Below are 15,235 nucleotides of genomic sequence, written 5' to 3'. Positions count from 1 at the left end.
CCGAGGAGCCCGATCCCCATGGCTGACACCCACGACACCCGTTTGGGCCTCACCGGCGCCCAGGCAGGTGTCTGGTACGCGCAACAGACGGCGCCGGACAGCCCGGTGTTCAACGTCGGCCAGTACACCGACATCCCCTCCGACCTCGACACGGACCGCTTCGCCCAGGCGGTGCGCACGGTGGTCTCCGAGAGCGACGCCCTGCGTGCCCGCGTCGTGGTGGACGGGGACCGGATCGGGCAGGTCGTCGGTCGCGGGGTCCCCAGGGAGCTGGAGGTCGTCGACCTCACCCTCGGCGGCCCGGGGGACGGGGGCGACGAGGAGGCCGCCGTCGGCCGGGCCCTCGACTGGATGCGCGCCGACCGCGAACGCCTGGTCGATCCGACCGGCGAGCCCCTGTACCGGTTCGCGCTGCTGCGGGTGGGCCCCCGCCGGTGGTTCTGGTTCCAGCGCTTCCACCACATCGCGGTGGACGCCTACGCCATCACGATGATGGCGCGCCGGGTCGCGGACGTGTACACGTGCCTGGGCCGGGGCGAGGAGCCCCCGGCCACCAGGTTCGGCTCCCTGGCCGACCTCGTCGCGGACCAGGGGGAGTACGCGGCCTCACCCCGGTGCGCGGAGGACCGCGACCACTGGACCGCTCTGCTCACCGACCGCCCCGAACCCGCCCTGCTCTCCGCCGCGCCGCCCGCCCCGCACGCCTCGTTCCTGCGCTCGCGCACGACCGTCGGACCCGAGGTGGCCGAGGGCCTCGACACCCTGGCCAAGGCCTCCGGCGCGACCTGGGCCGACGCCCTGGTGGGCGCCTTCGCCGCCTACACCCACCGCCTCACCGGCGCGGACGACGTCCTCCTGGGCTCGCCGTCCATGGGCCGGGTCGGCTCCGTCGGCTTGCGCACCCCCGCCATGGTCGTCAACGTGCTGCCGCTGCGCCTGCGCACCGCCTCCTCCCACACGGTGGCCGAGGTGACCGCCCGCACCGCCGCCGCCCAGCGCGACCTGCGCGCCCACCAGCGCTACCGCTCCGAGCAGCTGCGCCGTGACCTCTCCGCGGTCGGGGACCGGTTCGGTCTGTACGGGCCCGAGATCAACGTCAAGCTGTTCGACTACACGTTCACCTTCGACGGCGTCCCCTCCACCACCACCAACCTGTCCGAGGGACCGGTCGACGACATCGCCGTGTCCGTCTACCGCCCGGCCGACGGCGGCCTGGTCCTGGAGGCCAACGCCAACGACGCCCGCTACGACCGCCAGGGGGCCCGCGCCCGACTCGACGGGTTCGCGCGCTTCCTCGGCGCGTTCGCCCGCGCCACCGGAGCCACCCCGGTGGCGGCGCTGGACACCACCGACCCCGCCGACGCGCCGCTGGTCACCCCCGCCGTGGCCCAGGACCCGCCCACGGTCACCGAACTCCTCGGCCGGGCGGCGGACGCCGACCCCGACGCCACCGCCCTCGTGCACGGCGACACCCGCCTGACCAGGGCGGAGCTCACCGACCGGATCGACCGCCTCGCCCTCCTGCTCCGCGACGCCACCGTGGGCCCGGGCGACGTGGTCGCCCTCGCCCTGCCCCGCTCCGTGGACCTGGTCGTCGCCCTCTTCGCGGTCCTGCGCGCGGGCGCCGCCTACGTTCCCCTGGACCCCGAACACCCCGCCGACCGGATCGCGCACGTCCTCGACGACGCGCGCCCCACCCTGGTCCTGGCCGACTCCACCACCTCGCACCGCCTCCCCGAGGAGGCCGAGGCGCGCCTGCTGGAGCTCGACGCCGACGAGGTCCGCTCCGCCCTCGACGAACAGAGCGGCGGCACGCTCCCCGCCCCCGACCCCCGGTCGGCCGCCTACCTCATCTACACGTCCGGCTCCACCGGCAGGCCCAAGGGCGTGGTGGTGGAACACCGCGCCCTGGCCGCCCTGGCCGCCACCCAGCGCGCCCACCTGGGGCGGTACCTGCCCGAGCGCGCGAGGATCGGCCACGCCGGGTCCTTCACCTTCGACGCCTCCTGGGACACCCTGCTGGGCCTGGTCCACGGCCACGAGCTCCACCTGATCGACTCCGACCTGCTCTTCGACCACGCCCGCCTGGCCGCGCACGTCGCCGGGCAACGCCTCGACCACCTGGACTTCACGCCCACCTACCTCCAGGGCCTGCTCGACTCCGGCGAACTCGGCCAGCCGCCCGCGCTGATCACCTTCGGCGGCGAGGCCTGCCCGCAACCCCTGTGGGACCGGCTGCGCGCCCTGCCCGGCACCCGGGCCCTCAACTTCTACGGGCCCACCGAGAACACCGTGGACGCCCTGGTCTGCGACGTCCGCGACAGCGCCGTCGCCTCGATCGGCCGCCCCGTCGCGGGTGTGCGCGCCCACGTCCTGGACGCCGCCCTGCGCCCCGTCCCACGCGGTGTCCCCGGTGACCTGTACCTGGCCGGGGACCAGCTCGCCCGCGGTTACGCGGGCCGCCCCGACCTGACCGCGGAGCGCTTCGTGGCCGACCCCCACGGTCCGTCCGGCGCCCGCATGTACCGCACCGGCGACCGCGCCCTGGTCCGCGAGGACGGGAACGTGGCCTACCTGGGCCGCGCCGACGGCCAGGTGCAGGTGCGCGGCTACCGGGTGGAACCCGGCGAGGTCGACGCCGTCGCCCGCACCCACCCGCGGGTCGCCCAGTGCGCCACCGTGGTGCGCCGGACCCCCGCGGGCGCCGTCCAGCTCGTCTCCTACGTGGTCGCCGCCGCTGACCCGGGGACGGCCCCGGAGCCGGTCGCGCCCACCGAGGACGAGGTCCGCGACCACCTCGCCGCGCGCCTGCCCGACTACATGGTCCCCGCCCGCGTCGTGGCCCTGGAGCGGCTGCCGCTCAACACGAGCGGCAAGGTCGACACCGCCGCCCTGCCCGAACCCGCCGCACCCACCACGGGCACCGGCTCCGGCACGGGCGAGCCCGAAAGCCCCGCCGCACACGCCCTCCTCGACATCCTGCGGGAGGTCCTGGGCACGGACATCGGCCTCCACGACGACTTCTTCCGGCTGGGCGGGGACAGCATCCTCGCCATCCAGGCGGTCAACCGCGCCCGGTCCGCAGGGCTGGCCCTGGCCGTGCGCGACGTGTTCGAGGCGCCCACCGTCGCCGGGCTGGCGGTCCGCGCGGGCACCGCGTCCGACGCCCCCCGCGTGCCCGACAACCCCGTCGGTCCGGTCGAGCCGACCGCCGTCACCGCCGAACTCCTCACCGGGGGAGGCCCCCGCCCCCGCTTCACCCAGTCCCAGGTGCTGTGGACCCCGGCCGGGATCACCGAGGAGACCCTCTCCGCCGCCCTGCGCGCCGTCGTCGCCCACCACGGCGCCCTGCGCCTGCGCGTCCGCGAGGGCCGGATCGACGTGCCGCCCGCCAGGGACCTCCGGGGGCCCTCCCCCCTGACCAGGGTCGACGCCACGGGACTGGCCGAGGGCGCCCTCACGGAGCAGGTCCGGTGGGAGGCGGACCACGCGTACACCCGGATCGACCTCACCGAGGGCCGCCCGCTCGCCGCCGTGTGGTTCGACGCCGGACCCGACCGCATGGGGCAGCTCCTGGTCCAGGTCCACCACCTGGCCGTGGACGGCGTGTCCTGGCGGGTCATCGGCCCCGACCTCGCGGACGCCGTCGCCGCCCTCAGCTCGGGCCGCGCGGTCGAGCTCCCGGGCGCGGGCACCTCCCTGCGCCGCTGGACCCGCCTGCTCCAGGAGGAGGCCCGCCACCCCGGCCGCCTCGCGGAACTCGACCACTGGATCGAGCAGACCGATCCCGCCCTCCACCGCCGTCTGGGCGCCCGCGACCTCGACCCCGAATCCGACGTGGTCGCCACGCGCCACAGCCTCGAACTCGAACTGGACACCGAGCTCACCCACCAGGTCCTGACCGGGATCGGCGCCACCTACCGGGTGGGCGCCGAGGAGGTCCTGCTCACCGCCCTCACCCTCGCCGCCGACCAGCGCCTCCTCGTGGAGCTGGAGGGCCACGGCCGCCGCGACCTGCTCACCGCCCCCGTGGACCTCGCCCGCACCGTCGGCTGGCTCACCACCTCGCACCCGGTCGCCCTGACCCCCGGCACCGACCCCGCCCACACGCTGAAGCGGGTCAAGGAGACCCTGCGGGCCACCCCCGGCCACGGCCTCGGCTACGGACTCCTGCGCCACCTCAACCCCGAGACGGCGCCCCGCCTCACCGGCCGCGCCCGCCCCGACGTGCTCTTCAACTACCTCGGCCGCTTCGGCGCCCCGGCCGCCCAGCCCTGGGAGTCGGCGCCCGCCTCCACCCGGGTCATGCTCGGGGAGGACCCCGGGCAGCCGCTCACCCACGGCCTGGAGATCGGCGCCATCGCCCACGAGGGCCCCGACGGTCCCCGCCTGCACCTGACCCTGCGCTGGGCACCCGGTGTCCACGACCACCACGGCGTCCGTGCCCTGGCCGACGACCTCACCGCCGCCCTGCGCGCCCTGGCCGCGTCCGCCGCCGACCCCGGCCCGCACACCCTCACCCCCTCCGACCTGCCCCTCCTCGCACTCGAACCGTCCAGGATCGAGCAGGTGGAGCGGGCCTGGGCGGAGACCTCGGGCGACCCCCGGGCCCGCCTGGCCGAGCTCTGGCCGGCCACCCCGCTCCAGGCGGGGCTGGTCTTCCACAGCCTCTACGGCTCCGGCCACGACGCCTACACGGCCCAGTCGGCCACGCGGATCGACGGTGACCTCGACCCGGACCGCCTCCACCGCGCCGCGTCCCTGCTCCTGGACCACCACCCCGGCCTCCGGGCGGGCTTCCACGCCGAGGGCGAGGACCTGGTCCAGTTCGTCCCCGCCGACCTCCGGCCCCGCTGGCGGAGCGTCGACCTGTCCGACCACCCGGACCCCGAGGCCACCCTCGAACAGCTGCGCGCCGAGGAGCTGGCCACCCCCTTCGACCTCGCCCACCCGCCGCTGCTGCGCTTCACCCTGGTCCGTCTGGACCCGGCCCGGCACGTGCTGGTCACCACCGACCACCACACCCTCCTGGACGGCTGGTCCACGCCCCTCTTCCTGCGCGCCCTGTTCACCCGCTACGCGGAACCGGGCACCCCCGCTCCCGGCACCCACTTCCGCGACCACCTCGCCTGGCTGGCCGACCGCGACGGCGACGCCGCCGACCAGGCGTGGTCCACCGAACTGGCCGACCTCGGCGGCCCCACACTGCTCGCCCCCGAGGCACCCACCCACGGCGGACGGGAACAGCGGGTCCTGCACTCCGCCCTCACCCCGGAGGAGACCGAGCGGGCCGCCGCCACCGCCCGCGACCTCGGCGTCACCACCAACACCCTGGTCCAGGCGGCCTGGGCGCTGGTCCTGGGCGCCGCCACCGGACGCACCGACGTCGTCTTCGGCGCCACCGTCTCCGGGCGTCCCGCCGACCTGCCCGGCGTGGAGTCCACCCTCGGACTGTTCATCAACACCGTCCCCGTCCGCGTGCGCACGGCCCCCGACACCCCGCTGACGGACCTGCTCACCGACCTCCAGCGCCGCCAGGCCGCGCTCTCCGAACACCACCACACCGGGCTGACCCGCACCCAGGAACTGTCCGGGTACGCGCCGCTCTTCGACACCCTCCTGGTGTTCGAGAACTTCCCGGCGCGTGACGCCCTGGCCGACCAGGACCACGGCGGGGTCCGCCTGACCGACGTCCGGATCGAGGACGCCACCCACTACCCCGTCTCCCTCAACGTCTTCCCGGGGCGGGCCCTGAGCCTGCGCCTGTGCCACCGCCCCGACGCCGTCGGCGCCGACCGGGCAGCGGCGCTCCTGGACCGCCTGCGCGCCGTCATCAACCAGATCGCGGCCAGCCCCGAACGGCCGGTCGCCGGGATCGCCACCACCACCCCGGCCGAGCGCGGCCAGCTGCTGGAGGGGTTCAACCGCACCGGGACCGCCGTCACCGCTCCGCGCCCCTGCGACGCCCTGGCCGACTGGGCCGCGTGGGCGCCCGACACCACGGCCGTGGTCGACGCCGAGGGCGAGCACACCTACGCCGAACTCGACGCCTGGGTGGAGGAGATCGCCGCCCTGCTGCGCTCGAACGGCGTGCGCCCCGGCGGTGTCGTGGGCGTGGCCGTGCCGCGTTCGGTGGACATGTTGGCGTCGCTGCTGGCCGTGCAGCGGGCGGGCGGCGCGTACCTGCCGCTGGACCCGGAGTTCCCGGCCGACCGGCTCGCGTACATGCTCTCCGACTCCGGCGCGGTCCTCGTTCTCACCGGTGGGGGAGTGGAGGCCCCCGCCGGTGTCACCACCCCGGTGCTCGACCTCTCCGCCACGGGGCATCCGCCCGTCGGAGGCGTCGCGCCCGTCGGCCCGGCCGCCCCGGACACCGACGCGGTGGCGTACGTGCTGTACACGTCGGGTTCGACCGGTCGCCCCAAGGGGGTGGTGGTCAGCCACCGCAACCTGGCCAACTTCCTCACCGACATGGGGCAGCGCTTCCCGCTCAGCCGGGGGGAGCGGTGGCTGGCGGTGACCACGGTCAGCTTCGACATCTCCGCGCTGGAGCTGTACCTGCCGCTGCTTCACGGTGCCACGGTCGTCCTCGCTGACAGGGACACGGTCCGTGACCCCCGTCTGCTCGCCGAACTGGCCGCCTCCTCCGGGGCCACCGTCATGCAGGCCACCCCGTCGCTGTGGCGCTCGCTCACCGAGCACGACCCGGCGGTGCTCGCCCCGCTCCGCGTCCTGGTGGGCGGTGAGGCCGTGCAACCGCCCCTGGCCGCCCTGCTCGCCGGGCACTCCCAGGGCGCGCACAACGTGTACGGGCCCACCGAGACCACCATCTGGTCCACCACCACACCCCTGGACACCACCGGACCCGTCACCATCGGCCGTCCCATGGCCAACACCCGGGTGTACGTCCTGGACGCGGCCCTGCGCCCGGTGCCCGTGGGCGTGACCGGGGACCTGTACATCGCGGGCGCGGGGGTCGGGCTCGGCTACCACGGGCGTTTCGGCCTCACCGCCGAGCGGTTCGTGGCCGACCCCCACGCCGCCTCGGACCAGCCCGGTTCCCGCATGTACCGGACCGGCGACCTGGCCCGGTGGCGGGAGGACGGCACCCTGGACTTCCTGGGACGCGCCGACTTCCAGGTGAAGGTGCGCGGCTTCCGGATCGAACTCGGGGAGATCGAGACCGCCCTGCTGTCCGCCCCCGGCGTCGCCCGGGCCGTGGTCACCGCGCACGAGGACGAGACCGGTAGCGCCTGGCTCGCCGCCCACGTCGTCCCGACCGCCGAGCCCGTCCACAGCCCGGGCGCCCCCGCCCTGCCCGCGCCCGTGCCACCGGGAGATCCTCGAACCGGGGGAGCCTCCGGTCCCGCCGACTCCGCCACGCCCTCAAACGCACCAGGCGTCACCTCGGCACCGGACGGACCCACCCAGGCGAGCACTCCGGCACCGGAGGGCGCGCCAGGCCACGGGGATACCCCCGCTTGCTCAACCGGAGCGTTCGCCCCAGGAGCTTCCTCCGCCCCAGACGGAGCTTTCACACTGGCTGGCGCTTCCACTGCGGGAGTCTCGTCGGTCCCGGCCGGTCCTGCGGCACTGGACGGAACTTCCGTCCCTGCCGCCACCGTGCCATCGCCCCTCTCCGTGACGGAGCTGCGTGAGCACGTCGCGGCGCGGCTGCCCGACTACATGGTGCCGAGCGCCTTCGTGCTCATGGACGCCCTGCCCCTCACCGCCAACGGCAAGGTGGACCGCAGGGCCCTGCCCGACCCGGGCGCCCCGGAAGGGCACGGCCGCGCACCCGCGACGGCCCGCGAGGAGATCCTGTGCGGGATCCTCGCCGACGTGCTCGGCCGGGACGCGGTCGGACCCGACGAGGACTTCTTCACCCTCGGCGGGCACTCGCTGCTGGCCACCCGCGCGGTCTCCCGGGTCCGGTCCCTGCTCGGCGCCGACATCGGCGTGCGCGACCTGTTCGAGGCGCCCACCGCGGCCGCCCTGGCGCGTCGCACCGAACACGCCACCCACACCAGGCCCGGCGTCACCCCGCGTCCCACGGACCGGCCGCGCCGACTCTCCCACGCCCAGCACCGGCTCTGGCTCGTCGACCGCCTCCACGAGTCCGGCGGCGCCTACAACGTGCCGCTCGCGGTACGCGTCGCGGACCCCCTGGACACCGACACCCTGCGCGCCGCCGTCACCGACCTGGTCGGGCGGCACGAGGTCCTGCGCACCGTCATCCGGACTGACCCGGACCAGCCGGGCACCCCGGTCCCGCACCTCCTCGCCGCCGACACCCCGGACCTGGTCGACGTGACGACCGAGCACCTCAGCGAGCCCCTGGACACCGCGCTCGCCCGGGTCACCGCCCAGCCCTTCGACCTCGCGGAACGCCCGCCCCTGCGGGTCCGCCTGTTCACCGGTGCGGACACGGGCTGCGTCCTCCTGGTGGTCCTGCACCACATCGTCGCCGACGAGTGGTCGTTCGGGCCGCTCCTGCGCGACCTGGACACCGCCTACCGCGCCCGCGCCGAGGGCCGTACCCCCGACTGGACGCCCCCGCCGCTCCAGTACGCGGACTACGCCGCCTCCCGAGCCGACTGGCTCGGCGCCGCCGACGACCCCGAGAGCCCGCTCGGCCAGCGGCTCGACCACTGGCGCCGCAGCCTGGAGGGGATCCCCGACGAACTCGCCCTGCCCACCGACCGGCCCCGACCGGCCACCCCCTCGCACGCCGGGGGCCTCGCCCAGACCCCCGTCGACCCCGAACTCCACGCCGCCCTGCGCGACCTCGCCGCCGCCCACGGCGTCACCGTGTTCATGGTGGTCCAGGCGGCGGTCGCCACCCTCCTGCACCGCCTCGGCGCAGGAGAGGACATCCCCCTCGGCAGCCCGGTCGCGGACCGCGCGGACGAGGGGCTCCAGGACGCGGTCGGCTTCTTCCTCAACACCCTGGTCCTGCGCCTGGGCCTGTCCGGACGGCCGACCTTCGCGGAACTCCTCGCCCGGGTGCGCGAGGTCGACCTCGCGGGCTTCGCCAACGCCGACGCCCCCTTCGACACCGTGGTCGAGGCCCTGCGCCCGGAGCGCTCGGTCAGCCGTCACCCGCTGTTCCAGACGATGGTGTCCTACCAGCGCAGGCCCGAGGACGCCGACCGGCTCTTCGGTTCGGTCACCCGGCTGGTCGAGACCCCGCTGGACACCGCCAAGTTCGACCTGGAGTTCGCCTACGTCGAGGACCCGCTCCAGGGGACCCGGCTGGCGCTCAACCACTCGGCCGACCTGTTCGACGCCCCGACCGCGCAGCGGATCGCGGACCGCCTCGTCCACCTGTTGGGCCAGGTCGCGGCCGCGCCGGAGCGCACCCTCGGCGCCTTCGACGTGCTCGGAGCCGCCGAACGCGAGCGGTTGCTGGAGGGGTTCAATCACACCGTCACGGCCGTCACCGTCGCCCGCCCCTGCGACGCCCTCGCGGACTGGGCCGCACGCACCCCGGACGCGGTCGCCGTCGAGGACGGGGCGGGCACCCACACCTACGCCTCGGTGCACGAACGCGCGGAGGGGATCGCCGCCCTGCTCCGCGCCCGGGGGGTCGGGGCCGGACGGACGGTCGCGGTGGCGATGCCGCGTTCGGTGGACATGCTCGCGTCGCTGCTGGCCGTGCAGCGGGCGGGCGGCGCGTACCTGCCGCTGGACCCGGAGTTCCCGGCCGACCGGCTCGCGTACATGGTGGAGGACTCCGGGGCGGTCCTCGTGCTCACCGGCGGGGGAGTGGAGGCCCCCGCCGGTGGCACCGCGCCCGTCCTGGACCTGGAGGAGGTGTCCGACCCGCCCGTCCCCGCGCACGCGCAAGGTCCGGTGGACGCGGACCCGGTCAACGCGGACCCGGTGGCGTACGTGCTGTACACGTCGGGTTCGACCGGTCGCCCCAAGGGGGTGGTGGTCAGCCACCGCAACCTGGCCAACTTCCTCACCGACATGGGCCAGCGCTTCCCGCTGGGTCCGGGTGAGCGCTGGCTGGCCGTGACCACCGTGAGCTTCGACATCTCCGCCCTGGAGCTCTACCTGCCGCTCCTCCACGGGGCCACGGTCGTCCTCGCCGACAAGGACACCGTCCGCGACGGCGTGGCCCTGGCCGACCTGCTGGACCGGGGCGGCATCGGGATCATGCAGGCCACCCCCACCCTGTGGCGGATGCTCCTGGAGACCAAGCCGGACGTCCTGCGCGACCTGCGCGTGCTGGTCGGCGGCGAGGCCCTGCCCCAGGCGCTGGCCGACGGGCTCACCGCCCACGCCCCGAGCGTCACCAACGTGTACGGGCCCACCGAGACCACCGTCTGGTCCACCACGTCGCCCGTACGGACCGGCGCACCCGTCTCCATCGGCCGTCCCATGGCCAACACCCGGGTGTACGTCCTGGACGCCGACCTCCAGCCGGTCCCGGTCGGGGTCGCCGGGGACCTGTACATCGCGGGCGCGGGGGTCGGGCTCGGCTACCACGGGCGTTTCGGCCTCACCGCCGAGCGGTTCGTGGCCGACCCCCACGCCGCCTCGGACCAGCCCGGTTCCCGCATGTACCGGACCGGCGACCTCGCCCGCTGGAAGGAGGACGGCACCCTGGACTTCCTGGGACGCGCCGACTTCCAGGTGAAGGTGCGCGGCTTCCGGATCGAACTCGGGGAGATCGAGACCGCGATCGCCCGCGTCGACGGCGTCGCCCAGGCCGTGGTCACCGCCCAGGAGGGACCGGACGGCCATCACCGCCTGGTCGCCTACCTCACGAGCTCCGGTACCGCTCCGACCCCGGACGCCCTCCGAGCGGCGCTCTCCGCGCGGCTGCCCGCCTACATGGTGCCCTCCGCGTTCGTCCCGCTGGACTCCTGGCCGCTCACCGCCAACGGCAAGGTCGACCGGGGGGCCCTGCCCGACCCGGCGTCCGCCGCCAGCGACCGCTCCGCCGGACGCGCCCCCGCCACCGACGCCGAGCGCGCCCTCTGCGCGGTCTACGCGGACGTTCTCGGCCTGCCCGGGGTCGGCGCGGACGAGGACTTCTTCGCCCTGGGCGGCGACAGCGTCCTCACGCTGCGCCTGGTCGGCGGCGCCCGCCGTGCCGGGTGGACCGTCACCGGCCGCCAGGTCTTCCGCCACCCCGTGGTGGCCGACCTCGCCGCGGTCGCGGAACCCGCGTCCCCACCGGACCCCGAACCCGCTCCCGCCGCCCCGGAGGAACCCCTGATCTCCCTGGCCCCCGGACAGCTCGACCAGCTCGAATCGATGTGGAGGAAGCGGCGATGACCCAGCCCACCAGCCCCGCCCCCGGAACGCCCGCCGCCCCCGGGGCGATCGCTGACGTCCTGCCGCTCAGCCCCCTCCAGGAGGGGCTGCTGTTCCACCACGCCCTCGACGGGGGCGAGGCCGACGTGTACGGCATCCAGCTGCGCGTGGAACTCCTCGGCCGTGTCGACGCGGAACGCCTGCGCCGTGCCGCGTCCGCGCTGCTCGACCGCCACCCGAACCTGCGCGCGGGCTTCCTCCACGAGGAACTCGACCAGCCGGTCCAGTTCGTGCCCGCCGCCACCGAACTGGACTGGACACGCACCGACTTCACGCGGCCCGTGGCGGGCACCGGGAGCGGTGCCCCGAATGAGGAGCCCGCGCGGAACGCGGAGCCTGGTTCCCCGAACGTGGTGCCCGGTTCCCCGGGGGCGGAGCCCGGATCCTCGGGGGCGGAGCCCGGTTCCCCGAACGTGGTGCCCGGTTCCCCGGGGGCGGTGCCCGCGCGGAACGTGGTGCCCGGTTCCCCGGGGGCGGAGCCCGGATCCTCGGGGGCGGAGCCCGGTTCCCCGAACGTGGTGCCCGGTTCCCCGGGGGCGGTGCCCGCGCGGAACGCGGAGCCTGGTTCCCCGGGGGCGATGCCCGGATTCCCGGGGGCGGTGCCCGCGCGGAACGCGGAGCCTGGTTCCCCGAACGTGGTGCCCGGTTCCCCGGGGGCGGACCCCGTGTACTCGGACGCCGAGGACCGGGTGGCCGAGCGTGAGTTCGCCCGTGGGTTCGACCTCTCGGCGCCGCCGCTCATCCGCTTCCACGCCCTCACCACCGGCCCCACCCGCACCGTCCTCGTGGTCACCGCCCACCACGTGCTGCTCGACGGCTGGTCACTGCCGATCCTCGCCCGCGATCTCCTGCGCCTGTACGAGGCGGACGGCGGCGCGCTGCCCGCCGCCCCCCGCTACTGGAACCACCTGGCCTGGCTCAACGGCCGCGACCACGAGTCCGCCCGCAAGGCGTGGGCCGCCGCCCTGGACACCCTCGCCGAACCCACTTTGCTCGCGCCCGGCCGGGTGGTCGGAGCCGAGGAGGCCGTGTCCGGGGGGCGTCCCTCCCCACGCACCGGCACGCCCGCACCCGCCCCGGCCAGGGTCGGGACGCGGCTCGGGGCCACCGCCAGCCAGCGGCTCCGCGCCCTCGCCGCCGACACCGGGGTCACCGTCAACACCGTCCTCCAGGTCACGTGGGCGCTCACCCTCGCCGCGCACACCGGGCGCGGGGACGTCGTCTTCGGCCAGCCCGTCTCCGGGCGCCCGGCCGAACTCCCCGGCGCCCAGGACACCGTCGGCCTGTTCACCAACACCCTCCCGGTCCGGGTCCGCCTCGACCCCGCCGAACCCCTCGCGGACCTGCTCACCCGGGTCCGGGTGGACCAGGCCGACCTGTTCGACCACCAGTGGACCGGCCTGGCCGAGGTCCAGCGCGCCGCCGGACACGGCACCCTCTTCGACACCCTCCTGGTGGTGGAGAACTACCCCCTCGACGAGGCCGCCGCCCGCGCCGACCACGCCGGTGTCCGGGCCGGGGACATCCGGGTCCGGGACGCCACCCACTACCCGGCCACGCTCACGGTCCTGCCGGACGACGGCCCCGACCTCGGCACCCCGCTGCGCCTCGACCACCTGCCGGGCGCGGTCCACGGGGACACCGCCCGCCAGCTGCTGGACCTGTTCACCCACCTGCTGGACCAGGTGTGCGCCGACCCCCGGCGCACCCCGCGCGAACTCGACCTGCTCACCCCGGCCCAGCGCACGGAACTGGCCGACCAGAACGGCACCGCGCACCCCACCAGCCACGACACGGTCAACGCGCTGCTCGCGGCGGCCGAACGGGCCCACCCGGACCGGACCGCCGTCGTCACCGAGGACCGCGAGCTCACCTACCGCCGGTTGCACGGTGACGCCGCACGGCTGGCCGGGCTGCTCCACGAACACGGCGTCGGCCCCGACACGGTGGTCGCCGTCGCCCTGCCGCGCGGCGCCGACCTGGTCACCGCGTTCGTCGCGGTCGTGCGCGCCGGGGGCGTGCTGCTTCCACTGGACCCGGACCACCCGCCCGCGCGCCTGGCCGACATGGCCGAACGCGCCGGGGCGGTCGCCGTGGTCACGACCTCGGGGCAGCGGGCGGACCTCGCGGACCTGCCCGCCGAGGTCGCACGGATCGAACTCGACGCCCCGCACACCCGGGACCGGATCGCCGCGCTCCCGCCCCTGCCGTGGGCCCGGCCGCACCCCGACCAGCTCGCCTACACCCTGTTCACCTCCGGCTCCACCGGGCGCCCCAAGGGGGTCGGGGTCTCCCACCGGGCCATCGCCAACCGCGTCGAGTGGACCCAGGCCGTCTACGGGCTGACCCCCGAGGACCGGGTCGCGCAGAAGACCCCGGTCGGCTTCGACGTCTCCGTGTGGGAGTTCCTCTGGCCGCTGGCCGTGGGCGCGGCCGTCGTCCCGGCCCGCCCGGACGGCCACCGCGACCCCGCGTACCTGGTCGGGTTCCTCGCCGGTCGGCGCGTGACCGTCTGCCACTTCGTCCCGGCCGTGCTCCGCCTGTTCCTCGACGAACTCCCCGCTGGCGCCGGACCCGACCCCGCGACGGTCCCCGGGCCGGACCTCGCGAGCGCCGGATCCGACCCCGCGTCGAGCCCCGCGTCGACCCCCGGGTCGGCCACGAGGCCGGTCTCCGCCTCGGCGACCACGTCGTCCTCCGCGTCGGTCCCCGCGCTCCGCCTGGTCATCGCCAGCGGTGAGGCCCTGGGCGGCGGCCTCGCGCGGGCCTTCGCCGCGGCCCTGCCCGGCACCCGCCTGGAGAACCTCTACGGCCCCACCGAGGCGGCCATCGACGTCACCTCCCACCCCGCCGTGGTTCCGGGGGATCCCGCACCCGACCCGTTCCACGGCGGTTCGGTCCCCATCGGGCGCCCGGTCTGGAACACCACCCTGCACGTGCTCGACCACGCCCTGCGCCCCGTCCCGCCCGAAGCGGTCGGGGAGCTCTACCTGGGCGGCGTCCAGCTCGCGCGCGGCTACACGGGCCGCCCCGACCTCACCGCCTCCCGCTTCGTCGCGGACCCGTCCGGTCCGGCCGGGGCACGCCTCTACCGCACCGGCGACCTCGTCCGCCGCCGGGCGGACGGGGCCCTCGTCTACCTCGGACGCTCCGACGACCAGGTCAAGATCAACGGCGTCCGCGTCGAACCGGGCGAGGCCGAGGCGGTCCTGCGCGCCCTGGGCGGGGTCGCCGACGCCGCCGTCACCGTCCGCACCACGGGCGACACCGGTACCACCGCCCTCGCCGGGTACGTCGTGCCCGCGCCCGGCCGCACCCCCGACCCGGACGACCTGCGCGCCCAGCTGGCCACCGCGCTTCCCCCGGCCCTGGTCCCCGCCACCGTCACCGTCCTGGACCGGCTGCCCCTGAGCGTCAACGGCAAGCTCAACCGGGGCGCCCTGCCCGACCCCGCTCCCGCCACCGCCTCGGGGCGGCCCCCGGCCACCGAGGCCGAACGGGTCCTGGGCTCCGCCGTCGCGGACCTCCTCGGCGTGGCCGGTGATCAGGTCCCCGCCGACGCCGACTTCTTCGCCCTGGGCGGCGACAGCGTCACGTCCATCCGCCTCGTCGGCCGCGCCCGCGCCGCCGGGCTGGAGCTCACCGTCCGGGACGTGTTCACGTACCGCACGCCCGAACGCCTCGCCGCGCACGCCGAGCGGAGCGCGGACCGGGAGCGGTCCGGGTCCGGCTCACCGTCCGAGGAGGAGACCGGGCCCACCCCGCCACCGGGGGAGGAGTTCACGGACCTCCTCGACGCGGGCGACATGGACCAGCTCCAGCAGCTCTGGAACACGCGGGACTGAACCGCGCTCGGGGCCGCCCGCCGCGAGCCCCATCACCCCCCCCGAGCCCCCCTCACCCC

Annotated in this window: 2 protein-coding genes; both read left to right on the top strand. The window is 75.8% G+C overall.

What is annotated here, in order from left to right; all coding sequences use genetic code 11:
- Positions 1-18: 18 nt before the first annotated feature.
- Positions 19-11,292: an amino acid adenylation domain-containing protein gene (locus AC0VYM_RS28480; RefSeq protein ID WP_475457295.1), complete on the top strand. Its 11,274-nt coding sequence runs from the start codon at positions 19-21 to the stop codon at positions 11,290-11,292.
- Positions 11,289-15,176: an AMP-binding protein gene (locus AC0VYM_RS28475; protein ID WP_475457293.1), complete on the top strand. Its 3,888-nt coding sequence runs from the start codon at positions 11,289-11,291 to the stop codon at positions 15,174-15,176. The genes AC0VYM_RS28480 and AC0VYM_RS28475 overlap by 4 nt, the downstream gene beginning before the upstream one ends.
- Positions 15,177-15,235: the final 59 nt, after the last annotated feature.

It is taken from the genome of Nocardiopsis sp. iso_237 (assembly GCF_056173345.1).
This window is presented reverse-complemented; position numbering and strand designations above follow the sequence as displayed.

What these genes read in the sequence shown, in the direction of transcription:
- AC0VYM_RS28480 (WP_475457295.1), top strand. Translation starts at nt 19, where the DNA reads ATGGCTGACACCCACGACACCCGTTTGGGCCTCACCGGCGCCCAGGCA.
- AC0VYM_RS28475 (WP_475457293.1), top strand. Translation starts at nt 11,289, where the DNA reads ATGACCCAGCCCACCAGCCCCGCCCCCGGAACGCCCGCCGCCCCCGGG.